Raw genomic sequence first — 25,657 nt, 5'->3', positions numbered from 1 at the left:
TATTCTACTTTACACAACTAATATCATAACCGCTTCTCTAGACTCTGTCAAGTTTATTTTCTTAACAGTACAGAATCAGACTTCCTCGGCCTCAGAATCGCCTGCATCCTCTAACATGTCTCCAAACAACCCATAAACAAAAGCATCGGCATCGAACGGTTGGATATCGTCTATGCCTTCCCCTAATGTCACGAGCTTCACAGGGAGGTCCAATTCATTACGAATAGCGAAAACAATACCGCCTTTAGCTGTTCCGTCCAGTTTAGTGAGGACAATGCCAGTCACATCGGTAGCCTCACCAAAAGTTTTAGCTTGACTAAGGGCATTTTGTCCGGTGGTTGCATCTAAGGCCAATAACACTTCATGGGGGGCATCCGGCAGTTCCCGACTGATTACTCGCTTAACCTTCTCTAATTCTTTCATCAAATTCACTTTGTTCTGCAAACGGCCAGCGGTATCACAAATAAGGATATCAACACCACGAGATTTCGCTGCTGCAACGGCATCAAAGACCACTGCCGCTGGGTCTGAGCCTTCTTGATGTTTTATCACATCAACACCGGCACGTTCCCCCCATATTTCCAGCTGCTCAATAGCACCGGCCCTAAAAGTATCTCCGGCGGCTAACAACACCTTTTTACCTTCGTTCTTAAAGCGATTGGCGAGCTTGCCTATGGTTGTTGTCTTCCCAACACCATTGACACCGACAAATAAATAAACAGTCAAGCCATTTTCATTCATTTTAAGGCTTGTCTCTTCTTCAGATTTCGTCAACATATCAGCAAGAACTTCAGCAATAACCTCGCGTAAAGCCTCTGTATCCTTAATATTGCGTGTACGAGCCTCATCTTTAAGTCTCTCAACGATATCCATCACCGTGGTCACACCTACATCGGCGCCAATCAAAATATCCTCAAGTTCTTCAAAAAACTCTTCATCTACTTTGCGGTAACGTTTCACAAGATTATTGACCTTGGACGCGACAGAATTTCTCGTTTTGGTTAAACCCGATTTAAACTTACTCGTCACGGAATCACTTTGACCTGTTAATTTTTGTTTGATTTTCTTTAAAAAACTCATCATAATCCCCCTTTATCCGACTAGTTCCTTTGTTTCTTCAAGTCTTACCGACACCAGTTTGGATATTCCTGATTCTTGCATCGTCACCCCATACAGGACATCAGCATTCTCCATTGTCCCTTTTCTATGCGTCACCACAATAAACTGTGTCTCATGGCTAAAATCTTTAAGGAATTGGGCATAACGATCAACGTTGGCATCATCCAGAGCCGCTTCCACCTCATCCAATACACAGAAAGGAACAGGGCGAACCTTTAAAATAGCAAAAAGTAAAGCAATTGCCGTCAATGCCCGTTCGCCACCAGATAAAAGCGAAAGGTGCTGCAGTTTCTTCCCAGGTGGTTGAGCTAAAATATCGACACCACTATATAAAAGATCTTCAGGGTCGGTCAAGACAAGGTTCGCTTTCCCCCCACCAAAGAGCGCTTTAAAGACATCACTAAAATGATCTCGAACTTGTTCAAAGGTTTCCTTAAAACGGACGCGAACTTCATCGTCCATTTCATCGATCACACCAAGAAGGGTCTCCTTCGCTTGTAAAAGGTCCTCCCGTTGATCTGTTAAAAATTTAAAACGTGTTGACACCCGTTCATATTCCTCTATTGCTCCCAAATTCACGGCACCGAGTTCTTCAATTGCCCGTTTGAGCAACTTAACTTGCTTCCGTGCTTCTTCAGCCTCCAGTTCGAGAGGGTATTTCTCCTTTGCGGTTTCATAACCTAACTCATACTCTTCACGAAGATTATTGATGAGATTATCCAGAGCTACATCGAGGCGTTCAAGGGCAATCTCTTCTCGTCGAAGCTGCTCCTCAGTTCCTCTGTGTAGACGCTTTAACTCCTTCACTTCTCTTTCGCCGTCTTGCAGTTCATCGTGAATGTTGAGACGTCTGCCCCGTCGTTCACCGATCCAATGTGTGATCGCCTGTTTATCCTGTCGCGCCGTTTCGATATTGCGCAAAATCTCCTTATGGTCAAGTTTCTGACCTGATAGACTTTGATCGAGAACGCGAATGGTCGTCTCTGCTTCTTTTAAATCAGAGGTGATCGCAGCTAATTCCCTTGATAAGCGCTGGACCTTCTCTTCTAAGCCATTATAACTTTCTTGTTCACGGGCAACCGCCACTTTCAATTCAGTAATTTCATTTTGAAGGAGGCTTTTGGTTTCATCCTGATTTTTTTTCTGATGGGTGATGGTTTCTATCTCTTCGTTCATTTCGCTTTGTTTTGCAGATACTTCCTCAAGTTGCTTCTGTAACCCCTGAAGCCGTTCAGAGATCTCACCGTTTTCATCCGCAAAGCCCTTTTGGTCCCGTTGAATGAGAACTAATCTTTCATTCACATTTCTTAACTCAAATTGAATCTCTTTAATTTCCGACCGTTTTTCACGCTGGGCATTTTCGAATTGAGTCATTTCCTTGTGTGTGACTTCTGCTTTCTTCCGCAACTCTTGAAATGTGGTGCGATTGGAGGTCACCGCGGCCTCATGCTCAGCTTTTTTCGTCTTCATCTCTTTTAACTGCTTATCAAGCTGTTCAATTTCACGCTGGCGACCTAAAAGGTTCGTTGTCGTTTGTTTCCGACTCCCCCCTGACATCGCTCCCCCTGGGCTGATGACATCTCCATCCAATGTCACAATACGATAACGGTAGTTGACTTTTTTAGCAAGCGCCGTCGCTCCCCGTAAATCCTTAGCAACAAGTATGGTTCCCAGTAAATGCCCAACGATGGCGTGATAGCGATTATCATAAGTGACTAATGCCGCTCCCGTCCCAACAAAAGCTTCATGACCGCGTAAGCCAGCAAGGTCCCCTTCAGATACATGTCTTGGCTTGATAACTGACAGCGGCAAAAACGTCGCTCTCCCCGCCTTTTTGGCTTTCAAATAACGGATAGCCTCCTGTGCATGGGTTTCTGATTCCACAACGACATGTTGCATGGCTGCCCCTAAAGCCGTTTCAACAGCGACCTCGTAGGTTTTATTGACCCGAATAAGCTCTGCTACCGCACCATGAATGCCTTTAAGCTGTTTCTCACGTGCCTTAAGAACCGTCTTCACACCACCATAAAAACCAGCAAAATCATCTTCCATTTCTTTCAGCATTTCAAGTCGGGATTCTGCACGCTGAATATACTGCTCCATCTGTTGAAGGGTACCACGGAGTTTATCTAACTTCTCTTGATAACTCTCCGTTCCTTTGAGCAGTTCCTGATAACTTTTTGTTTTTTCTTCTAAAGCGTGATCGATCGTAGCAGCATGCGCTTCAGCCTCAGCTTTTTTAGACTCTAATTCATCCTTTTTCGTTTGAATGCTTTGATAATCCTGAACAACCCGATCATTCTTTCTCTCAAGTAAATCCTGTTGTTCACCTAAATACCGCATTTCATTTCGGAAGGCGGCTTGCTGATTTAGCAGCTCAAAGTAATCGGACTTTAATTGTTCCAGATGTTGTTCAATGTCTTCCTCAAAGTGATTGAGTCGATGTGTTTTTGTCTGTAAGTCTTTCTTTAGCTCATCCAGCTTGGCTTTATGCTGATCTCGAGCCGTCTTTTCTTTTGAAAGCAGTTGCTCTTCTGCCTCTTTTTTTTCTTTTAGGGTGGCTATCCTTTCTTGCAATTGCTCTGCGTTTTCTTCAGCATGCTTTTGCCTTTCAGCAAGGACCTTCTTCTCCCCTTCATATTTTTCGAGCAACTCACTTGAAAGCAATAAAGCTTCCTGAAGTTCCTCTACCGATTGATCCAAGGCCTGTAAATGGCTCCTTAGCTTTTCCTGATGCGCTTCATGTTTGCTAATATCACCTGCTTGCGCGAGTGATTTTTCCTGAAGCTCTTGAACGTTTTTAGTGTGTTGTTCCCACTTTTCATGTGTTACACCGATATCATGAGCTAACAAGGCGACTTCCACAGATTCTAATTCTGCTTTTTTCTCAAGGTAATCCTTGGCAATAGAGGCTTGTTCTTCAAGGGGTTCTACCTGTCCTTCTAGCTCGTATAAAATATCCTCAACACGGTTCAGATGTTCTTGAGATTCATCTAATTTCTTTTCAGCGCTAATTTTCCGTGTTTTATATTTTAAGACGCCGGCAGCCTCTTCGAAAATTTTTCTTTTTTCCTCTGCCTTACTGTTGAGGATATCATCAATTTTCCCTTGACTAATAATCGAATAGGCTTCCCGTCCAAGACCAGAATCCATGAAAAGATCGACAATATCTTTCAACCGACATTTTTGACCATTGAGTAGAAATTCACTTTCTCCTGAACGAAAGACGCGTCGTGTCACGCTTATCTCAGTATAGTCAACATTCATATATCGATCATTATTATCAAGGACAAGGGTTACTTCAGCCATATTAAGCGGTCTCTTAGCATCACTACCAGCAAATATAATGTCTTCCATTTTTGCTCCGCGCAAGGATTTTGCTGATTGTTCACCAAGAACCCATTTAATCGCATCAGTAATATTGCTTTTTCCGCTTCCGTTTGGTCCAACTACTGCGGTCACTCCAGGAACAAAATCGATCTGGGTTTTTTGAGCAAATGATTTAAAACCTAAAATCTCTAACTGTTTGAGGTACATAATACAGCCTCCCGTTATTCTAACTCTTCTATTTTATAATATTAACCTAGAGATTAAAAGGAGTTTTACAATTGTCTTGAGGGTTGGAGGTAAATAAGGGTAGAATAGAGAGTAATAATCAAAAAGGCTGTCTTGAAAGGAGGCAATCACTATGGACTTAACGATAAAAAACGAAGCCAACATTCACTTTATGATTGATGAAATCAAAAACAAACTCCAGCTTGTCAATCGTGATGTTTTAAAAGCAAGTGCATTTTCAACAGAACGTTACGAGGAACTCCACGATATCTATAAGATGGTGAAGAGAATGCCATCATTTAGCATCCGTGATATGGAAGCCATCTTAGAAGAATTACGGGCGCTGAGAACAGAGGAATAAAGAACATCTTGAGATTTAAACAGTTCGATATCAAATCTAGTGATTTCTCTCGTATGAACGAACGGAACTTATACTAGCTCATAAAGCGTAAAAAAACGTAAAACCCGACCGCTATCGATCAGGTATTACGTTTTTTTTAAACCCATTAAACCTTCTTGAGCTGCTCTTTGCTCTGATTCTTTTTTTGTTCGGCCTCTACCACTGCCTATACTCTCGCCATTCAATGTTACTGTGGAAACAAATTCTCTATGATGCGCAGGGCCTTGCTCAGAAACAACAACATAACTTAATACGCCCATGCCCCATCGTTGAACCACCTCTTGTAGCTGGCTTTTAAAATCCATCACATGGGAAAAAGCACCTTCAGCAATTTTCGGGTAGACAAGCTTCCTCAGAAAACCTTCTACAACCGATAAACCTTGATCTAAATAGAGAGCCCCAATAAAAGATTCAAAGACATCCTCCAAGAGCGCTGGACGATTGCGACCTCCAGTAGCTTCTTCACCCCGACCGAGGAAAATCATTTCAGCAAACCCCATTTGATGAGCAAACGACACAAGTGATGCTTCACAAACAATGGCTGCTCTCAATTTGGTCAGGTCACCTTCTTTCATCGAAGGATACGTCTTAAATAAATAACTTGATATGAGTAGTTCTAATACGGCGTCACCAAGGAATTCTAATCTTTCATTATCTTCTCTCACTGACTTTCGGTGCTCATTCACATAAGAGGAATGAGTGAAGGCCTGCTTTAATAGTTCCTCATTGTTAAAGGACAACTCTTGAGCCTCTAAAAACCGATGTAACTTTTGCATAATATCTTTTTCATAGATCTGTGATCGCTTTGTTTTTGTCATACTCCTTGCCCTCCCCTCATTGATAATAATTCTTCACCGGTTCGCTAAAAACAGCCTGATGTTCATACGTTCTCACGCACTTAGGTTGTCGCCATACCTTAATGGTGAAAGCTGAAATTACTTATAGGTCATCTTCCACAAAATCATAAGTTCTGACGTTGTATACAAATCTAAAGCCCCGACTTAATATTAAGTTCGGGACTTCAACATTTGATCGAGTGTTCAAAAAGGACGAAAGAGCTAAGAAATGAAATGCGACGTGCATGAGGATCAATAGAATCCTACCGGTTCAGTAGAAAATCAATTCTCACACATGGATAGTATCCACTCAGCGATAAAATTTAAAAGCTCTGGTCTTCATACCTTTCTGAACTTCCTCTTTGAGCTTATTTATGGTTTTCTATGTATTCCACAACATCGCCCACTGTGAGAATTTTCTCGGCATCTTCATCGGAAATTTCGAGATCAAATTCATCTTCTAGCTCCATTACAAGCTCAACTACGTCGAGCGAGTCAGCTTCCAAGTCTTCTTTAAAAGAAGCCTCTGGCTTCACATCAGCTTCATCAACGTCTAAGCGATCAGCAACTATCTTTTTGACGCGATCCAAAATATCTTCAGCCAATGATGTCACCTCCCCTCAGGTCTTCACTCTTTAGTTTATTCAAAATGAACGGTTTCGTAAAGACATGTTTTATTTTAACTGTCTACATCCTCTAGGTCAATCACTTTCCACAGGCGACTTACTGAGAAATTATCCCTATCCCATAACCATGCCGCCGTCAATCCGTAAAATTTGGCCGGTCATATAGCTACTGGCGTCACTTGCTAAAAAGAGTACAACATCAGCAACATCTTCTGGATCCCCAAATCTTGACAGAGGAATTTGCGATAACATGGTCTCTTTAACATCTTCAGGGAGTTCATCAGTCATATCAGTTGCGATAAAACCAGGCGCAACAGCATTTACGGTAATGTTTCGTGCCGCTAGTTCTCTCGCGCTTGATTTAGTCAACCCGATGACACCCGCTTTTGCTGCAACATAGTTGGCTTGCCCTGCGTTGCCAATAATCCCCACCACTGAAGCAACATTGATAATTTTACCCTGTTTTTGCTTCATCATCGGTCTAGAAACCGCTTTAGTGGTATTAAAGACACCTTTTAAGTTCGTATTAAGTACACTATCCCAATCGTCTTCTTTCATACGCATTAGTAGTGTGTCTCTTGTGATACCTGCATTATTCACTAAAATATCAATCGATCCAAAAGTCTCTGTAACCTGCTTGACCATCTCTTGGACAGCCTGGCTATCAGCGACATCACACTGGATAGCTATCGCCTCTGATCCAGCAGCCTTAATGGCCTCTACCACTTCTAACGCTCGAGACTCGCTCCCTGCATAGTTAACCGCTACCTTTACACCTTGATGGCCTAATGCAAGGGCAATGGCCCGTCCGATGCCACGAGATGCACCTGTGACTAATGCGACCTTATCCTTCATGATTGACCCACCTCATTTAACTCATTAACGGTTTGAATGAGTGTTTCCAAATCGCCAACAGCAAATATATTCGCTTTCCGATCTACCTTTTTGACGAGACCTGAAAGAACTTTACCAGGACCTACTTCGATAAAGGTATCCACACCCAATGCTAATAATTTTTCTACCGTTTCCACCCATCTAACAGGGGAATATAACTGTTCGATGAGTAAACGTTTGATCTCCTGATGATCAGACACCATATCAGCTGTTACATTGGCAATAACCGGAATGTCAGCTTCTTTTACAGAAATATTATCAATTACTGACTTAAACTTTTCAGCCGCCGGCTTCATTAAAGCTGAATGGAAAGGACCACTAACATTCAAAGGAATGACGCGCTTAGCCCCTGCTTCTTTTGCCTGTTCTGAGGCTTGTTCAACACCTAATTTCGTTCCAGAAATCACAATTTGGCTTGAACTGTTCAAATTGGCTAATTGAACAGATTCACCTGCTTCTGTGACAGCTTGACAGACGGCTTCAAGCTTTTCAGCCTTTAACCCAAGGATGGCTGCCATTGCGCCCTGCCCTGCCGGAACCGCTTCTTCCATTAGCAAGCCCCTATTCCGAACGGCATATACAGCCTCTTCAAAAGTCATAGCTCCAGCGGCAACAAGTGCACTATATTCCCCTAAGCTATGCCCTGCTACATAATCTGGTGTAATGCCCTTGTCTTTTAATAGGGTGAGCAGTGCAGTACTTACCGTTAAAAGTGCAGGTTGGGTATTCTCAGTTTTTGTGAGCCGTTCTTCAGGACCATTTAAAATAATGTCCGTAAGGGCTACACCTAAAGTTTTATCCGCTTGTTCGAAAATTGCTCGTGCTGCCTCATTTTGTTCTATAAGATCTTTTCCCATTCCCACAACTTGTGATCCTTGTCCAGGAAAGATAAATGCGAGTTTACCCATGAGAAAGCCTCCTTTAATTCTGATTTTATTTTGTCTCTTTGTCGTTCATTTCCAGAACCGTCTTCTGTATGGTTTGCACAATATCTTGTTTAACAAAAATCTTTGCTTGATCAATTGCGGATACAATGGCCGTAGAATTGGAAGAGCCATGGGCTTTAATAATCGGAGCCGCAAGTCCAAACAAACATGCCCCACCATAAGAAGAATAATCCATTAATTTCCTTATCCCTTTTAACTTTGGATAAACCAATAATCCCAATAGCTTAGCGTATAAGGAGCGGGTCATTTCCTTTTTAATCAAAGACATGAGTGACATCCCTACGCCTTCAATATTCTTAAGGACAAGATTTCCTGAAAAACCATCAGCAACCACCACGTCAGCAACCCCTTCAAGAAGGTCTCTCGATTCAACATTTCCAATAAAATGAATGGGGGCATTGCCCATCAAATCATAGGCTTGTTTACTCAAATCGTTGCCCTTTCCTTCTTCTTCCCCGACGTTGAGCAAGGCGACTTTAGGCTGTTTCAGACCAAGAACTTTCTCAACATAAATAGAACCCATGATCGCATATTGTAATAATTGCTCTGGTTTGGCATCCATATTCGAGCCTGCATCTAGCAACAAAAAGCCTTTTCCCTGATGAATGGTAGGAAGTGTTGGCGCAAGCGCCGGACGATCAATCCCTTTTATTCTTCCAACCCCAAATAATCCTGCAGTCATAAGCGCTCCAGTATTTCCCGCTGAGATTATTGCCTGAGCGCGACCTTCCTTCACTTCATTTATGGCCAATACCATCGAGGCCCGTTTCTTTTTCCGAACCGCTTTTGTCGGCTGATCAGTTGATTCTATTTTTTCATCGGTATGTAAAATTTCTAACCGAGGATGATTTTCAGTTAGAGGTTTGATACGCTTTTCATCTCCAACGAGAAGAATACTAAGATCTTCGTCCATCTTTACCGCCTGAAGGGCACCTTTAACAATTTCATCAGGTGCATGATCGCCACCCATAGCATCCATTGCGAGTTTCACTTGTTGTATTTCCCCCTTTTATTGATGAAGCTTATAGCTTCCTGTCATACATCTCACCATTACTTGTCATCATATTTTATTAAAGGCGGGAACGATACATTGTAAAAATCCCGTGAAAAACCCTTTCACGTTTCACAAAACTATCCACTTGAACAATCATAAAATCCCCCTCTGCTCGGGTTACCTTTGCTTTTGCTAACACTCTTTCACCTTTACGCACCTGCCGTTTAAAAGTAATTTCTGATTTGGCTGTTAAAGCCATATCATCATTAATCACTGCAACAGCTAGTGAGTTTGCTTGAGCAAAAAGATGGTGGCCTCGCGCAATCCCCGTTCTGGAGAAAACATGTTCAGGACCAATATCTAATATCGAAATTGCATCTTGATCAAGATTCAATTCAACGACTTCTCCAATGACTTCTTCGGGATCCAATGCTTTGACTTTATTAAACTGTTTTTTCGCCACCAATTTGATCCGTTCTCTTAATTCAGGAATAGATAATTCCATCCTATCAAGTCGGATTGTCTGAATACTCACGTTAAACTTTTCGGCCAATTCTTCATCCGTGACAAATGGCGTCTCTTCTATTGTTTCCAACAATTGGCTCTGGCGTTCTTTTTTTGTCCGTTTCATTTTGACACCGCCATTTTATTCATTATACACACCGTTATGACTAGGTACTAAAAGAAGTATATAAATAAGCAGGATAAATTTCAAGGGTTCTCTATCAAAAAGACCCTTTCCCTCTCACGTTTAATCCAAGCGCTCGCCTGTGAACACCCCTTGATTTTCTAGGTCTTTTCTAATTATTGCATAGTCTTCATCATGCCAAAAGGCTTTTGTCTCCAGAAGACGTTCAGCATCTCGCCTCGCAACATCTAAAGCCTTAAAATCATGGACAATATCGGCAATTTTGAAGTCTGGCAGCCCACTTTGTTTGTGTCCAAAAAAGTCCCCAGGCCCACGAAGCTTCAAATCATATTCAGAGAGTTCGAAGCCATCGGTTGTTTCTGTCATGATCCGCATTCTTTCCTTACTCACTTCGGAATGCGCGTCGGAAATCAAGATACAGTAGGATTGAAAGTTCCCACGCCCTACACGTCCCCGTAACTGATGGAGCTGCGCCAAACCAAATCGGTCAGCATCATAGATGACCATGACCGTTGCGTTTGGTACATTGACACCTACTTCAACGACGGTTGTTGAAACTAAAATTTGCGATTTATTATTTTTAAATGCTTCCATCACTTCATCTTTCTCCTCGGAAGAAAGCCGACCGTGCATAAGTCCGATACTTATACCTTTAAAGGCCTGAGTCAATTGCGCATGAACATCAATCGCATTTTGCACATCAAGCTGCTCTGATTCTTCAATCAGCGGACATATCACATACGCTTGCCGCCCTTGTTTCACTTGCCTTGAAATAAATTGTAAGACATCATGAAGCTGATCGTGCTTTACCCAACTGGTCTGAATCCTTTTACGACCGGCAGGCAGCTGGTCTATTGTTGAAATATCCATGTCGCCAAACGCAGAAATGGCAAGTGTCCTCGGGATCGGCGTTGCCGTCATATGTAAGACATCAGGCTCTTCTCCTTTTGAACGTAAGGCCCGGCGTTGCTCTACACCAAATCGATGTTGTTCGTCAGCAATTACAAGTCCTAATTTATTAAACTTTACTTCCTCTTGAATCAAGGCATGGGTTCCGACAATAATCTGAATCTCTCCTGCTTCTAACGCAGATAATAAAGCTTTTCTTCGCTTGCCTTTGATCCCACTGGTCAATAAAGCAACCGAAACATTAAAAGGGCTTAATAACGCATGCAAGCTTTCAGCATGTTGCTCTGCCAAAATTTCTGTAGGAACCATGAGAGCCCCTTGAAAACCACACGTTGCCACCCCATATAGCGCTATAGCTGCGACCACAGTTTTCCCTGACCCAACATCTCCTTGTAATAATCGATTCATTCGATAAGCGCTGCGCAGGTCTTTTAAAACTTCGTTCACCACTTGGGATTGTGCCTCCGTTAAAGAAAACGGGAGCTGACCAACAAACTGATCAATCACCTCTTGCTGAATAGGTAACGCAAGTCCTGACCCACTCTCACGATTCAAATACTTAAAGAGCTGCATCTTAATTTGAAAATAGAATAATTCTTGAAAGACCATTCTTCTTCGTGAATGCTTCAGTTTGTCGGGGCGGTCGGGAAAATGAAGCGTGTGCAACGCCGTCATATAATCAGGAAGTTTATAGGCTTGGCGTATTTTGGTAGGTAGAGGATCTGGGATATCCAGGGTTTCAAGTTGTTTAAAGGCTTCGGAAACATAATTTCTTATGGCTCTCACTGTTAAATTACCCTTCGTTTGATAGACAGGCTCAATAGCACGCCCTCGCCTCCGATCACCAATTTGGATTTCTAACACGGTCAGCTGAGCTCTATGTGCATCCCATTTCCCCGTCACCAAAACGGTTTCACCAATCTTTATTTTGGACTTCAAGAAAGCTCTATTAAAGGCAATGGCAGAGATTAAAAACTCATCCACAAACATCCTAAAGGAAAGTCGAGATTTTTTCTTACCAAAAAAACGGAGAGAAGGCTCACTATGAACCTTCCCTTTCACCGTAATTTTTTCATCATGTTGTGCTTTGGCAAGATCTTTAATGTGATAACTTTCATAACGATAAGGAAAATGAAGGAGCAGATCCTCTACCGTATAAATATTTAATGATTGTAGGTCCTTTTCTGTCTCAGGACCGATACCTTTTATCACGTTTACCGGGGCACCCAACATCGTTCACGACCTCGTTTTCTTCGAAGAGCTAAAAAATATTTTTTCCTGCAAAAGCTGCGCTGTCGGCGTCGCTGCTAGTCCACCTTCAGCAGTTTCTTTATAGGCTTTTGGCATTCTAAGGCCAACCTCATGCATGGCTGCAATCACTTCATCACAAGGAATACGACTTTTCACGCCGGCAAGGGCCATATCTGCAGAAACAATGGCTAGAGAAGCCCCCATAGCATTGCGCTTGATACAAGGGACCTCCACAAGTCCGGCAACAGGGTCACAAATTAATCCTAAAGTGTTTTTCAGGGCCATCGCTAAAGCTTCGCCAGATTGAGCAGGCGTCCCTCCTGCCATTTCTACAAGTGCGGCAGCTGCCATCCCCGTCGCTGAACCTACTTCTGCTTGACATCCCCCTGCAGCACCAGAGATAGAAGCGTTGTTAGCAATAACAAAACCAAAGGCTCCTGCCGTAAAAAGGAAACGGACCATTTCATCACGAGTGGGCTGCAGCTTGTCCCTAATTCCAAATAGGACGCCCGGAACAACGCCAGCCGATCCTGCAGTAGGCGTTGCACAGATTGTTCCCATCGCTGCATTGACTTCATTTGTTGCCACTGCCATACTGACAGCTTGTAACAAAGTATCACCAGCTAGCGCCTTTCCCGACTTTAAGTACTCCTGTATTAGAATACCATCTCCACCCGTTAATCCCGAATGAGAGGTTACAGATTCAGTCGTTCCACGCAAAACGGCGGCTTCCATCACTTCAAGGTTATTACTCATTTGTGCAAAAATATCTTCTCGGGAACGTCCTGTATCTTCAATCTCTTTTAAAATCATTATCTCAGAAATTGGCAATTCTTTCATTTCTGCTAAATCTATAAGTTCACGCACCGTTTTGAACATGTTGCACGCACTCCTCTCGCTGATCTTCTAGTCCAACGTCGCAACGTTATACATATAAGGTTGTCCGGTTATTTCATCCGCCACTTCTTTACTGATGGATTGATCTGTTTCAATGACCATTAAAGCTGTTTCCCCTCTGACCTTTCTCGACACCTCCATATAAGAGATGTTAATTTCATGTTTAGCCAGAATGCCTGCAACTGTGGCTACCGCTCCATAACGATCATGATGGAGTATAAATAAAGCAGGGCCATTCCCAGACAGCTTTAACTCATAATCATTCAATTCAACTACCTCAACCTTACCGCCACCAATAGAAACACCCGTCAGTTTCATTTCCTCTTCTCCTAATTTTAACACAAGACGAACAGTATTAGGGTGTTCTGCTTCCTCTTCTTCTTCAAAAAAATTGACCTTCAACCCAATGTCCTCTGCATAGCTTAATGCATCGACAATTCGCTCATCATCAGTATCATAATCGAGGAGTCCTCCAATTAAAGCGACATCCGTTCCATGGCCTTTATAGGTTTTGGCAAAAGAACCAAACAAATGAATATTCACCTGCTCTGGTTGCTTTCCAAACAATTGCCGTGCGACCCGGCCAATGCGTGCTGCTCCAGCGGTATGAGAACTCGAGGGTCCAATCATTACCGGTCCTATAATATCAAAAACACTACGAAACTTCATAACTTATCCCTCATTCCACTACTCAACTGCAATTAAATAATCATAGAGAGGCTGTCCTCCAGAATGAATTTCGATTTCAACATCCTCAAAAAGCGCTTGTATAGCCTCAGAAAGTTGAAAGGCTTCCGATTCATTAACGTTCTCTCCATAGATCAATGTGACAATTTCATCGTCGTCATTAATCATATGTTTTAGCAGTTCAATGGCCGTGTCCATACGTTCTGGCTTCGAGGCTAAAATGTCACCATTAAGCAAACCGATAAAATCATTTTTCTTTATAGGCACACCATTCACAGAAGTATCTCGAACAGCATAAGTAATCTGACCTGATTTTACTTGTTGGACAGCCTCGGTCATATGCTTGGCATTTTGATCTAAATCTGCTTCTGCATTAAAGGCGAGTAAAGCAGCCATTCCTTGAGGAATCGATTTTGTCTTAATGACTTCAACTGGAAGGTCTACAACTTCTGCAGCTTGACTGGCCGCCATCACGATGTTGCTATTATTTGGGAGGATAAAAACCTTTTCCGCATGCGTGTCTTCAATTGCTTTGACAAGGTCTTCAGTGCTAGGATTCATCGTTTGGCCGCCCTCTAAAACAACAGTGGCACCAATACTTTCAAAAAGCGCCTTTACACCTTTTCCTATCGCAACAGTAACGATACCATAAGGAATCTTTTCCCGCTTAGCATTTTGATCACTTTTTACCTTTTTTTTAGTTTGAGTTTGCGAAAGCAATCCTGCATGCTGCTCTCTCATATTTTCCACTTTGATTTTTATGAGTTCACCAAAGTCTTGCGCTAGGGACAACATCATTCCTGGCTTTTCAGTATGAACATGAACCTTTAATAACTCATCATCAGCAACGACTAAGAGAGAATCCCCATCTTGAGACAACCGTTCCCGGAAAGCGGATTCATTAAAAGAAATAGCACTTTTTTGATCAAACCGAACCATAAATTCTGTGCAATAGCCATATTTTATATCCTCAGTCTTCATAAAGGCATGGGCATTATGATCGTGAAGTTCATCCACTTTTTCATCCAAATTCACAGATGCTTTAATTTCCACTGACGTCTCGTCCGCTTCAGATATAGCCATCACAAAACCCTCGTAAATAGCGACGAGTCCACGCCCACCAGAATCAACAACACCGACTTCTTTAAGCAAAGGAAGTAATTGCGGCGTCAGATCAAGTGATCGTTTAGCTGCTTTCAACGTTTCCTGCAGGACCTTCTCAAGGCTTTCATGATGTTGGGCTTGTTTTATAGCAACATTTGCAGCGTCTTTCGCCACCGTTAGAATTGTCCCTTCTACAGGTTTCATTACTGCTTTATATGCTGTATCAACACCCGCCTGTAATGCCTCTGCCCATTTTCCCGCGGTCAATTCTATTTCATTTTCGAGCACCTTAGAAAAACCTCGGAAAAGCTGAGAGAGAATAACACCAGAATTGCCTCTTGCTCCCATCAAAAGCCCCTTGGCAAATAAGATTGCTGTCTCACCAACGGTGCCAGGATCGCCATCTAAAACATGGCGAATGCCCGACTTTATGGTTAACGACATATTCGTACCGGTATCTCCATCAGGGACCGGAAAAACGTTCAGTGCATTAATAGTACTTGAATGAGCCGTTAATTGGTCTGCTCCTTTCTGAAGCAGTAACTTAAATTGTTGTGTATTTAAGGATCGTTTGACCACAAATATTTCCTCCTAGATTAATCACTAGTTGTCATTCTTACGCCTTGAACAAAGATATTTACAGCATGAACATCAATGCCTAACATTTGATTCAAAGTATATTTTACTTTTGTTTGTACATTGTGGGCCACTTCAGAAATTTTCGTACCATAACTGACAATGATGTACATGTCGATAATGAGTTCGTCATTCTCTTGGCGGACAATAACGCCGCGACTGAAATTCTCTCGACGTAAAAGTTCGGTTAACCCATCCTTTATCTGCCTTTGTGAGGCCATACCGATGATCCCATAACAATCAACTGCTGCCCCTCCTGCGATCGTTGCGACGACATCAATCGTAACGTCAATAGGTCCAAAATCCGTTCTAAGTTCAATTGCCACAGGAAAACACTCCTTAAATAAATGATCTCTTTATGTACGTGTTCAGAAAGGCGGACAAACAAGGTCCAAAAAATGAGACGGCAATGTTTATCCCTACCTCATGAACATCCTTTCTCTCTATTCTACTATAAACCTAAGATTTTTTCACTCCCCTGCAAAACCCGCTAGGATCCCCACTTTTTTCAAGGGATTCGAAGCCGAGCATAGGGAGTCTTTTAATTGCAGAACATTTATCAAGCCTCTTATCGTCTACATCTTGAAAACCATCGCAAATAATGATAAGATAAAATGCGTATTTGTATTTATATTGGTTTGTATAGGGCCTCTTGAGATATCTTTAATGATAAAACATAGAAACGCCCTCGCCATTCTTGTCTTCTTCGCTATCGGTACGAGATTCGCGAGGTTGACAGCTTTAAAAGGAGGTTAAGATTATGGGTAAAAAATGTTATGTTACTGGTAAAACAACAAAGTTCGGTCAAAATCGCTCTTTCGCAGAGAATAAATCAAAGCGTAAATTTAAAGCGAACCTACAAAAAGTCCGCATTTTAGTTGATGGCAAACCAAAGCGTGTTTATGTCTCCACTAAAGCGTTGAAATCAGGTAAAGTTGAACGCGTATAATAGTAAGACAAAGCCGGCTGTCATTTAGCGACAGCCTTTTGGTTTACATATTAAAACACAAAAAAGCACCCACTTGGTGCTTTTTTGTTTATCCCTTTTTAAAAGATCCTAAGATCGCTCTAACACAGCCACCTAAAAACTTCGGTAATTTGATCGTATAAAACTTCATAATCCTCCTCCTTGCGTATGGCCCGTTTCTCCCTCTATAAATCTGAATAAAAGAACAAAGACTTGTTACTAGTATATTCACAAAATCTAAATTAGTACCTTATTCTTCTATCTTTTTTTCAAAGTGACAGTGCAGTAGATGGTATTAATCATGACTACGGATACAGATCGCGATCCCTTCCTCGATAGAAATTGTGGCATGCTCTTGGACAAATTCATTGCTAATACATAATGATTCGCCCCATGATAAACTAGCATTACTTAAAGGATATTTAAAACCCTCCATTGTTATTCCAGTTATTTTTCGAGAAAATGCCACCAATGATAAATAAGGGTAACGGGTGTCTTTAGTCATATTATAGGCACCTGCATTTAAAAGAGTGACGATATTTTGACGATCCATAAGAAGAAGTTTATTTGACCCATATTTAACAAGCATTTGGATATTCATGAGCTCATGATCAAGACGCCCACCCGTAGCACCAATGATAAAACAACGGTCAGGGGCTTGAGCAAGTACCCAATCCAAAGCAATTTCAAGATCAGTTTTATCTTTCTCAGGCTGAAAAGTATGTAATTCAATGTTTTTCTCAGTGATAACCTGGCGCTCCATCTCATCTATAGAATCAAAATCTCCGAAAGCCTTCAACGGGATGATTCCATTTTCCAACAAATGCAAAGTACCACGGTCAACACCAATCCATTGAACCTGCGCAAACATCGGATCATTCAAATCTGGCAAGTAAGAGGTTGGACCTCCTGCGAAGATAACGTATTCCATAATTACTTCCTTTCAAGCAGCTGAGGGGCTGATTTTACAAATAAAGATAATACAAAAGCAATAAGGATAAATGACGGTAAAATGTAGCCTAGGCTATAGAGGAAGGAATAGACGGCAACAGGCGTTCCTTTTGGTGCGTCTGAACCGAACCATATCACCCCTGACAGAAAATGGCTGACAAGTCTTAAAAAACTCCCCAGTGCTGTCGCAGAAATAATGATCCATACCTTTTTCATATTGGATTGTGCTTTTGTAATTTTGAAAAGGCCAGCAAACCCAACGACTAAAAAGGCGACCGGATAGTCCAAGAGAAATTGAACAGGATGGACAACCCACGGATCTATAAGGCAATCAATAATTCCATAAACAGCACCTGAAATAGCCCCCCATAGCAAGCCTCTTCGTAGTGCAAATAAAACAATCGGCAGCATTTCAAAAGAAACAGATCCCCCATAAAGCCAAGGACCACTAAATTTCATAAAACTTAAAATAACAGATAATGCAATCATGATAGCGGCTTCCGTTAAAAGTAAAACCTTATTCGTTTGTGTATTCAAACGCTTCTCCTCCTCAATTAGTGTAACAGGATTTGTGCATTCTCTCTGTAAAAGGACATAAAAAAACCGCATACCTCATATAGGCACACGGGTTCCCTCACGTTCATTGGTTTGCCACGTTCCCTTCGCAGGTATTATCCAGAATCAGGTTCGATGGGTCGGAAGTCACACTTCCCTCTCAGCCTATTAACAAGCGCTTAAAAAGCCTTTTAAAGCCACTTCTGCTTAGACTCCCCATGTGGTCCATCACTATTCATTTGCCGATTTTATTATATACCTTTAAGCTGATTAATAGCAAATGCACGATCCTTTTCGTTAAAAACAGCTGAACCTGCCACAAAAAGAGTTGCACCCGCTTCCTCACAGGCTTCAATAGTTTCCATATTTATGCCGCCATCGACTTCAATATCAATCTCTTTTCCAAAGGCATTTAATAATTCCCTTGCTTCTTTGATTTTATGAATCATTTGTGGAATAAAAGATTGACCACCAAATCCTGGATTAACGGTCATAATCAGTAAAAAGTCAATATCATCTATCACGTGTTTAATAACCTCAATTGGGGTTGCTGGATTCAATGCAACACCTGCTTTAACCTTTTTCTCTTTAATCAATTGAAGTGTCCGATGGAGATGGGGACTGGCCTCAGCATGAACCGAAATACAATCTGCACCCGCCTCACAAAATGCCTCGATAAACCGGTCGGGTCTTTCCACCATTAAATGGACGTCAAGCTCACTGGAGGTGTAGCTTCTCAGTGCCGAAACAACATTTGTCCCCATGGTAATATTAGGGACAAACTGTCCATCCATAACATCAATATGCAGAATATCAGCGCCAGCTTGCTCGACTGATTCCACCTCTGAAGCTAACGCTGCAAAATTCGCTGCCAGAAGGGAAGGGGCTATTCGTCTAACCATTAATACCGCTTCTTTCTATTAGAGATTTCAGTAAAAAATTGTTCATAATGTTCATAACGATAGGAGGCAATATGACCGGAAGCCACTGCTTCTTTGACAGCACAACCCGGTTCAGAAATATGGGTACACCCTCTGAATTTACACATTTCAGAAGCCCTTTGGATCTCTGGAAAGCAGTCCCCTAATGTTTGAGTCTCAATAGTGGTAAAATCAAGTGAGCTAAATCCTGGAGTATCGGCCACATAACCACCCGCAAACTTTAGCAATTCCACATGTCGTGTTGTATGTTTCCCTCTATTAAGAGCTTCAGAAATTTTAGCTGTATCAATATCTAAATGTGGATCGATTTTATTAAGCAATGAAGATTTACCCACACCAGATTGTCCCGCAAGAACAGTGGTTTCGTTCTCTAAACAATGCTTTAAATCCGCAAGGTCATCAGCACTATCATCTTTACTTAACAAAAAGACAGAATAGCCAATGGCTCCATACCTTTCACTGAAAAAGTGAATCCCCTCAAGCGCCTCCTTATTTCCCTTTACAAGATCCATTTTGGTAATACAGAGAACGGGCTTTATATGATGCGCTTCTATATGAACAAGGAAGCGATCAACAAGTCCAGAATCAAACTCAGGTTCCTTAGCAGAAAATACCAAAAGCGCTTGAGTCACATTGGAGATCGGCGGTCTGACTAATTCATTCTCACGTTCATGAATCTCAAGTACCATCCCATCTGTGGGGCTCGTGGATTCATACTCCACAATATCTCCGACTAGAGGCGTTAATTTCCTTTTACGGAAATTCCCTCTCCCTCGACATTGATAGATTTCACCATGGTCCTCTATATAATAAAATCCACTGAGTGACTTTATAATTTTGCCAATTGCCATCTCATCCGTCCCATCCTAATCTTTTATATCATCGTATTTTATCGTTTTATCTTCAATAAGCTGTCCATCTTTAAACACTTGATAACTCGCCTTACCTTCAGGGTCGACCGTTAGTGGAAGGTTATAGACTTTGGTTTCGGTAATGCTTTCATTGACGAACTGTTCGTGGTCATGTTTTGCATCGGTATAGTAAATAACAACATTAACGGGTTGAGTCTCGTCGTCACCTTTATCAGGCGGATTGCCTTTACCATTATTGCTATTGTGGTTTTGATTCCCGTTGTCCTTATCATTTCCTGGTTTATCGTCATCACCACTGTCAGCAGCCTGCTTTACTGTTACTGTTATCGGCTCGACTGTCGTTCTTGGTTCGAGTTCCTTACCTTTTGATAAGTAAACAGTGATTTCAGTGCCTTCCTCTGCTGTACTTCCAAAACTAGGGTCCGTTTTTAGCACATGCCCCTCTTCAATATCATCAGAGTAGTCTCCCTCAGCATAAGCCACTTTAAATCCGAGATTTTCTAAGGAAGTTTTCGCATCTTCTTTGCTATCCCCTTTTATATTTGGAATAGTGATTTTCTCTGGTCCAGTACTATAGGTAATCTGTAATACGGTATCAGAGGGAACATTTTCACTACCAGCATCAGGGGTTTGCGCAATGACTTGTCCAACAGGATCATCAGCCGAAGCCACTCCCTTATATATAACATCTTTAAATTTATCTTCCAAACCAAGTTGCTTAACGGTTTCGATATCATAACCAACATAATCTTGAATCGTTTCTTTTTCAGGTCCTTTACTTACCGAAAGCGTCACTGTTGATTTTTTCTTGATTTTTTCGCCCGCTTCAGGATTCTGGCTGACGACAACACCTGAAGGCGCATCTTCATCAGTCACATTCTTTCGTTTAACCTTGAATTCCTTCGCTTCTAACTTATCCGCTGCCTGTTCATAGGTTAATCCCTTAACTTTTGGAACAGCAACCGTGTCTACACGAAGCCATTTCGGCACTAAAAATAAGGCGGCTACAATGATGGCAAGTAACAGAATAGCAATAGTGATAAAAAGGACTGCCCGTTTTTTCTTCTTGCCCTTTTTCTCTTTTGTACCCTTATCCTTCTTTTTTTCTTTCTTTTTCGAAGTAGGTGTCTCTTCTTCCTCTTCTTCATCACCATTTTCTTCAGGTGCAGACACTGACGCCTTGCTATCGTGTGGAGAGCTTTGATTATTCGTTAAAGGTACCATCACCTTTGTTTCCCCTGGATCATCTTCATTCGCGAGAGAAAACTTCGGTTCATTGATCCTTTCTGGGTTTAAGGCTGTTGTAAGATCATCATAAAGGTCACCCATGCTGTCAAAGCGATCGTCAGGATTCTTCGCTAAAGATCGTAGAATAATATTTTCTAAACTTTGCGGGAGGTTAGGATTAAGTTCTCTTGGATGAATAAAATCATCATTTAAATGTTTTAGGGCAACCGAAACCGGTGTATCACCTGGAAAGGGCAATTGCCCTGTTAGCATTTCATACATGACAATACCAAATCCATAAATATCGGATTTAACGGTGGCCTTTCCCCCACGCGCTTGTTCAGGCGACAAATAATGAGCCGAGCCTAAAATAGAATTCGTGTAAGTAATGGTAGCGGATGTCAACCCTAAAGCAATCCCAAAATCGGTCACCTTCACCTGGTCTTGATCATCAATTAAAATATTCTGTGGTTTAATGTCCCTGTGCACAATCCCATGTTCATGAGCATGTTCAATGGCTGCAGCAATTTGCTTTAAAATATAGACAGCATTTTCTGGGGGCACAGGTGCAAAGTGTTTAATATATGTCTTTAATGTTGTGCCGTCAACGTATTCCATAACAATATAATAGAGGTCATCTTCCTCACCTATATCATATATATTCACGATATTAGCATGTGATAAACTTGAGACCGATTCAGCTTCTCTACGGAAACGGCGAATGAAGGCTTCATCATTCGAAAATTGTTGACGTAAAATTTTCACAGCACAAAAGCGGTCTAAGATAAGATCCTTCGCTTTATATACAACCGCCATACCACCATCACCGACTCGAGAAATGATTTTATAACGGTCATTTAATCGTTTTCCGATCATTTGGACTCACCATCGTCTCCGCCATGTTCAACAATGGTTAATGTAATATTATCATCGCCGCCCGCCTCATTAGCGAGACGAACAAGTTCCTCTGCTTTTTCTTCCATTGAAAGGGTGTTCCGCAGAATGTGAGATAAATCATTTTCATTAACCAAATTGCTCAAACCATCGGAACATAAAAGGAGTCGATCCCCTTTAGACCAAGAAAGTTGTTGAATCTCACACTCAACTTGAGGCATTGTTCCTATCGCCTTTGTAATGACATTTTTCTTAGGGTGATCATCGGCATCTTCTTTAGAAAGCTGACCTGCCTTTACTAATTCATTCACTAATGAATCATCCTCAGTTACTTGAATAATCTCCCCTTGTTCCGGAAGAAAATAACAACGACTATCCCCTATGTTAGCGACGATCACTTGTGTATCATCACAAAAAGCGGCAACAAGTGTAGTCCCCATACCTTTACATGCTTCTTCGCTTTGAGCCTTTTCATATATTTTCTTATTGGCCAATGCCACGGTATTTTCTAACCAAGTGATGACCTGATGAGATTCCTGTAATTCTGGATGGCTATCCCATTCTGTAGCGACGACTTTTAAAGCCAATGCACTTGCAACATCACCGGCATTGTGCCCCCCCATGCCATCAACAACTAGCGCAAGTGTTCGACCCTCTCGAGTAAAGATTCCGCCGTTATCCTCATTGTGGTCTCTTAACTTGCCACAATCCGTTTTAAAAATAGTTTTCATATTAACACCCCTTTATTGCACATATCCTCTGGCTTTTTTTAAAAAGTTGTTAGTATTCTCAAGGTCATGATTTTTAGGAGTTGAAGGAAATTGCAACGTAACAGATTGGTGGTTTTCCGCTCCAGGTCGCTCGCTTTCCATGGGCACAGCCTCAGCTCACTTCGACGCACCATCGGAGTCCCCGAAAAGTGTTCTTTGCTTTTTGAGGTGGTATTGATGTGCTAGCTTCGGTGTTGTCACACGGACGTGACGTTTTTAACTTGAAGTTCCTTGGTTGTTATATTTGTGTTCCCAGGATTTATGAATAAAAGTCCCCTGTTCCTGGGTCTACGAGTATTGCTTCGAAGTCAGCTTCCATGGAACAACTCGAAGTGTATTCGTGAATTCACGCAAGCGCAGCGCTCTTTTGTTAAATGATAAGCGGTTCTTTTTGTTATTCACCAGACTTGCGGAGGAAATCCACGGAGACCCAAAAAAATCGTAAACACCACGATTTTTCTCCGATAATTATTCTCCTAGCAGCCTTCCTTAGTCCTGCGGGAACAAAGGCAGCGGTGAGACCCCTATCTCACCCCAAAAAACAAAAAGCGTTTTTCGGGAACCCCCGTATTTTCCGGAGTGCGAGGAGGCTCACCAGCCGCCCACGGAAAGCGTAGTGGATTTCCGTAGCGGTAGTTACGTCGTAACCTATATCAATAGCAACAAACAATGCGAATGAAGCCTATCCTTTAATAAAACAACTGATAAAAAAACCATCTGTATTGAAATCTTGTGGTAGAATTTGAACCATTCCTTTTCCATTCCAAGTCGAGGTTTCAGAAACGGCTTGAGGAAGGCGTTCCTGCAAGCGATCATCCACTTTAAAATCCGGGAATGCATCTAAAAAAGCTTGCGCAGTCATAACATTCTCTTCTTTATCAATCGTACATGTGCTATACACAAGCTTGCCACCCTTCTTCAATAACGGAGCAACAGCAGAAAGGATATTGTGTTGAATTCGGGCGATATTCTCAATATCTGCCTGTGTTTTTTGATATTTAATCTCAGGCTTGCGGCGAATGACTCCGAAACCCGTACACGGGGCATCCACAAGAATGCGATCAAAGCTTTCATTTTTATAGACTTCAGCTACTTTTCTCGCATCCAATACTTCAGTGTGAATATTAGTAATATCTAAACGTGCTGCACTATCATCGATTAATTTTGTTTTATGTTTATGTATATCCAGACCGATAATCGTCCCCTGGTTGTCCATTAATTCCGCTATATGTGTTGTTTTCCCCCCAGGTCCAGCACAAGCATCAAGGACCTTGTGTTCAGGGCGCGGATCTAGAGCATGAGCAATAAGCATAGAACTTTCATCCTGGATGGTGACACGTCCCTCTCGATAGGCCTGATGATCGATGATCTTACCTTTGTTAAGAATAAGCGCTTCTTCTGATAGCTCACCTTTTTCTACAACAAGACCATCCTCCGTCAATTCTTGAATCATTGCATCTCTCGTGGTCTTTAAGCGGTTTATTCTAAGAGATACCGATGGCGCGGTGTTGTTCACTTCGCAAATTTTCTCTGTTACAGTTTGTCCATAGAACTGGCTCCAACGTTTTATTAACCACTTCGGATGACTGGTCGAAAGCGCCATTCTTGCTTCTGGATCTTGAATCGCTTGAATATCAGGTAATCCTTGACGCAAAGCCTGACGCAGGACACCATTGACGAATCCTGCAATCCCCTTATGCCCACGGATTTTAGCAATAGTGACAGCTTCACTGACGATCGCGTGTTCTGGAATTTTATCTAGATAGGCCATTTGGAAGAAGGACAATCTCAGTAACTGGCGAACCCAGGGCTCCACTTTTTTCCCCTTATTCACAAAAGCCTCAATAAAAAAGTCCAACGTTAATCTTCTTTGTATCGTACCGTAAACAAGCTGGGTAAGTAAACCGATATCTTGCCCATTAAGGTTGGCTTTTTCAATAGCATGATTCAAGGCGATTTGACTATAAGCGCCTTGTTTTTCGATCTTCTCTAATACTTCTACGGCAATAAATCTTACACTTTTCGTTTTAATTCTGGTCAAACCAATCGGTCCCCTTTATGTAACGTCCCACCTCGAACAAAATCTCCAGCCTTCATCTTTTTCTTTCCTGCTGGCTGACATTCTATTATTTTTATCGCAACGTCATTTCCTGTTGCCACAACAAAACCATCCTTTTCAAGGTTTAAAATTGTGCCAGGCTCTTCTGTTTGTGCGGCGGTCACTTTTTTCGCTTCCCATAACTTCATCACTTGGTCATTATACACAGTATAAGCACCTGGGAACGGGTTCAGACCTCTAATTTTGTTATAAATCATCTCACCGCTTTGATTCCAATCAATATGTTCATCTTCACGGCGAATTGTAGGAGAAAAAGTCACCTTGTCACTCTCTTGAGGCATTGGAGTGAGTCGGCCAGCTATTAAATCTGGAATTGTCTTAGATAATAAGTGGGCACCTGCATAACTTAACTTATCATGCATTGTGCCAACATTATCCGTCTCTTCTATTGGCACTTTAACTTGGGTAAGAATATCACCAGCATCCATTGCTTTAACCATATACATGATGGTGACACCCGTCTCTTTTTTTCCATCGATAATTGCTTTGTGAATAGGGGCACCGCCTCTATACTCAGGTAATAAAGAAGCATGGACATTAATGCAACCAAACTTTGGGGCATCTAAAATCGTAACAGGTAAAATCTGTCCATAAGCGCAGGTGACAATAAGGTCTGGTTCGTAAGCAAGGACTTTTTCAACCGCCTTGGGATCCCGAATTTTCTCGGGTTGAATGACTGGAATATGATGTTGTTGTGCCAATCGCTTAACAGGAGGCGGTGTTAAGACTTTTTTCCGACCTTTAGGGCGATCCGGTTGGGTAACAACTGCAATAACGTTATATTCATCGTCTATTAATTGTTGTAAAACAGGGACAGAAAAATCAGGTGTTCCCATAAACATGACTTTCATGTCATC

24 protein-coding genes and 1 riboswitch are annotated in these 25,657 nt (G+C 41.8%); of the genes, 2 read left to right on the top strand and 22 right to left on the bottom strand.

Annotation, left to right across the window (positions count from 1 at the left end):
- Positions 1–75: 75 nt before the first annotated feature.
- Entirely contained in the window at positions 76–1,080 is a 1,005-nt protein-coding gene (gene ftsY / locus IEV91_RS01755) for a signal recognition particle-docking protein FtsY (protein WP_188495410.1), read from the bottom strand.
- Positions 1,081–1,092: 12 nt separating this feature from the next.
- Complete coding sequence (gene smc / locus IEV91_RS01750; RefSeq protein ID WP_188495408.1) at positions 1,093–4,656, bottom strand: chromosome segregation protein SMC; 3,564 nt, start codon at positions 4,654–4,656, stop codon at positions 1,093–1,095.
- Between the two features lie 151 nt (positions 4,657–4,807).
- Between smc and IEV91_RS01745 the strand changes: the two genes are divergently transcribed.
- Positions 4,808–5,035 carry a DUF1128 domain-containing protein gene (locus IEV91_RS01745; protein WP_188495406.1) on the top strand — a complete coding sequence of 76 codons (228 nt, stop codon included), beginning with the start codon at positions 4,808–4,810 and terminating at the stop codon, positions 5,033–5,035.
- Positions 5,036–5,160: 125 nt separating this feature from the next.
- Here the strand turns inward: IEV91_RS01745 and rnc are convergent, their stop codons facing one another.
- The 11 genes from rnc to IEV91_RS01690 form a co-directional block, all read right to left on the bottom strand.
- The gene (rnc, locus tag IEV91_RS01740) at positions 5,161–5,892 is read right to left on the bottom strand and encodes a ribonuclease III (protein WP_188495404.1); all 732 of its coding nucleotides are present in this window, start codon (positions 5,890–5,892) and stop codon (positions 5,161–5,163) included.
- A gap of 386 nt (positions 5,893–6,278) precedes the next feature.
- A complete protein-coding gene (acpP, locus tag IEV91_RS01735; protein WP_188495402.1) occupies positions 6,279–6,515 on the bottom strand; it encodes an acyl carrier protein in 237 nt (78 codons plus the stop codon).
- Positions 6,516–6,650: 135 nt separating this feature from the next.
- The gene (gene fabG, locus IEV91_RS01730; RefSeq protein ID WP_239540819.1) at positions 6,651–7,391 is read right to left on the bottom strand and encodes a 3-oxoacyl-[acyl-carrier-protein] reductase; all 741 of its coding nucleotides are present in this window, start codon (positions 7,389–7,391) and stop codon (positions 6,651–6,653) included.
- Entirely contained in the window at positions 7,388–8,338 is a 951-nt protein-coding gene (gene fabD, locus IEV91_RS01725; RefSeq protein WP_188495400.1) for an ACP S-malonyltransferase, read from the bottom strand. Before fabD ends, fabG begins: the two co-directional genes overlap by 4 nt.
- Before the next feature lie 25 nt (positions 8,339–8,363).
- Positions 8,364–9,368, bottom strand: coding sequence for a phosphate acyltransferase PlsX (gene plsX, locus IEV91_RS01720; RefSeq protein ID WP_188495398.1), 1,005 nt, complete (start codon positions 9,366–9,368; stop codon positions 8,364–8,366).
- Positions 9,369–9,447: 79 nt separating this feature from the next.
- The gene (fapR, locus tag IEV91_RS01715) at positions 9,448–10,002 is read right to left on the bottom strand and encodes a transcription factor FapR (protein ID WP_188495396.1); all 555 of its coding nucleotides are present in this window, start codon (positions 10,000–10,002) and stop codon (positions 9,448–9,450) included.
- A gap of 120 nt (positions 10,003–10,122) precedes the next feature.
- Positions 10,123–12,162: an ATP-dependent DNA helicase RecG gene (recG, locus tag IEV91_RS01710; RefSeq protein ID WP_188495393.1), complete on the bottom strand. Its 2,040-nt coding sequence runs from the start codon at positions 12,160–12,162 to the stop codon at positions 10,123–10,125.
- Between the two features lie 3 nt (positions 12,163–12,165).
- On the bottom strand, positions 12,166–13,059 hold the full coding sequence (sdaAA, locus tag IEV91_RS01705; protein ID WP_188495391.1) for an L-serine ammonia-lyase, iron-sulfur-dependent, subunit alpha: 894 nt from the start codon (positions 13,057–13,059) through the stop codon (positions 12,166–12,168).
- A 27-nt stretch (positions 13,060–13,086) separates the two neighbouring features.
- The gene (gene sdaAB / locus IEV91_RS01700) at positions 13,087–13,746 is read right to left on the bottom strand and encodes an L-serine ammonia-lyase, iron-sulfur-dependent subunit beta (protein ID WP_188495389.1); all 660 of its coding nucleotides are present in this window, start codon (positions 13,744–13,746) and stop codon (positions 13,087–13,089) included.
- A gap of 18 nt (positions 13,747–13,764) precedes the next feature.
- Positions 13,765–15,447 carry a DAK2 domain-containing protein gene (gene fakA, locus IEV91_RS01695; RefSeq protein ID WP_188495387.1) on the bottom strand — a complete coding sequence of 561 codons (1,683 nt, stop codon included), beginning with the start codon at positions 15,445–15,447 and terminating at the stop codon, positions 13,765–13,767.
- Positions 15,448–15,464: 17 nt separating this feature from the next.
- The gene (locus IEV91_RS01690; RefSeq protein WP_188495385.1) at positions 15,465–15,830 is read right to left on the bottom strand and encodes an Asp23/Gls24 family envelope stress response protein; all 366 of its coding nucleotides are present in this window, start codon (positions 15,828–15,830) and stop codon (positions 15,465–15,467) included.
- A gap of 434 nt (positions 15,831–16,264) precedes the next feature.
- On the opposite strand from IEV91_RS01690, the gene rpmB reads away from it, so the two are divergent.
- Positions 16,265–16,453: a 50S ribosomal protein L28 gene (gene rpmB, locus IEV91_RS01685; protein ID WP_188495383.1), complete on the top strand. Its 189-nt coding sequence runs from the start codon at positions 16,265–16,267 to the stop codon at positions 16,451–16,453.
- 88 nt (positions 16,454–16,541) lie between these two features.
- Here the strand turns inward: rpmB and spoVM are convergent, their stop codons facing one another.
- From spoVM to fmt, 9 genes are all read right to left on the bottom strand, one after another.
- Positions 16,542–16,622, bottom strand: coding sequence for a stage V sporulation protein SpoVM (gene spoVM, locus IEV91_RS01680; RefSeq protein ID WP_188495498.1), 81 nt, complete (start codon positions 16,620–16,622; stop codon positions 16,542–16,544).
- Positions 16,623–16,766: 144 nt separating this feature from the next.
- Entirely contained in the window at positions 16,767–17,402 is a 636-nt protein-coding gene (locus tag IEV91_RS01675) for a thiamine diphosphokinase (protein WP_188495380.1), read from the bottom strand.
- Between the two features lie 2 nt (positions 17,403–17,404).
- The gene (gene thiT, locus IEV91_RS01670) at positions 17,405–17,959 is read right to left on the bottom strand and encodes an energy-coupled thiamine transporter ThiT (RefSeq protein ID WP_188495378.1); all 555 of its coding nucleotides are present in this window, start codon (positions 17,957–17,959) and stop codon (positions 17,405–17,407) included.
- 102 nt (positions 17,960–18,061) lie between these two features.
- Positions 18,062–18,206: riboswitch (TPP riboswitch) on the bottom strand.
- Positions 18,207–18,228: 22 nt separating this feature from the next.
- A complete protein-coding gene (gene rpe, locus IEV91_RS01665) occupies positions 18,229–18,879 on the bottom strand; it encodes a ribulose-phosphate 3-epimerase (protein WP_188495376.1) in 651 nt (216 codons plus the stop codon).
- Positions 18,879–19,769, bottom strand: a complete 891-nt coding sequence (gene rsgA, locus IEV91_RS01660; protein ID WP_188495374.1) for a ribosome small subunit-dependent GTPase A — start codon at positions 19,767–19,769, stop codon at positions 18,879–18,881. Before rsgA ends, rpe begins: the two co-directional genes overlap by 1 nt.
- A gap of 15 nt (positions 19,770–19,784) precedes the next feature.
- Complete coding sequence (pknB, locus tag IEV91_RS01655; protein ID WP_188495372.1) at positions 19,785–21,893, bottom strand: Stk1 family PASTA domain-containing Ser/Thr kinase; 2,109 nt, start codon at positions 21,891–21,893, stop codon at positions 19,785–19,787.
- On the bottom strand, positions 21,890–22,642 hold the full coding sequence (locus IEV91_RS01650) for a Stp1/IreP family PP2C-type Ser/Thr phosphatase (RefSeq protein ID WP_188495370.1): 753 nt from the start codon (positions 22,640–22,642) through the stop codon (positions 21,890–21,892). Before IEV91_RS01650 ends, pknB begins: the two co-directional genes overlap by 4 nt.
- A 721-nt stretch (positions 22,643–23,363) precedes the next feature.
- Positions 23,364–24,713, bottom strand: coding sequence for a 16S rRNA (cytosine(967)-C(5))-methyltransferase RsmB (gene rsmB / locus IEV91_RS01645; protein ID WP_188495495.1), 1,350 nt, complete (start codon positions 24,711–24,713; stop codon positions 23,364–23,366).
- Positions 24,714–24,718: 5 nt separating this feature from the next.
- Positions 24,719–25,651, bottom strand: coding sequence for a methionyl-tRNA formyltransferase (gene fmt / locus IEV91_RS01640; RefSeq protein WP_188495368.1), 933 nt, complete (start codon positions 25,649–25,651; stop codon positions 24,719–24,721).
- Between the last annotated feature and the right edge of the window lie 6 nt (positions 25,652–25,657).

This window comes from Pullulanibacillus pueri, from assembly GCF_014639255.1.
Taxonomy (GTDB): domain Bacteria; phylum Bacillota; class Bacilli; order Bacillales; family Sporolactobacillaceae; genus Pullulanibacillus; species Pullulanibacillus pueri.
This window is presented reverse-complemented; position numbering and strand designations above follow the sequence as displayed.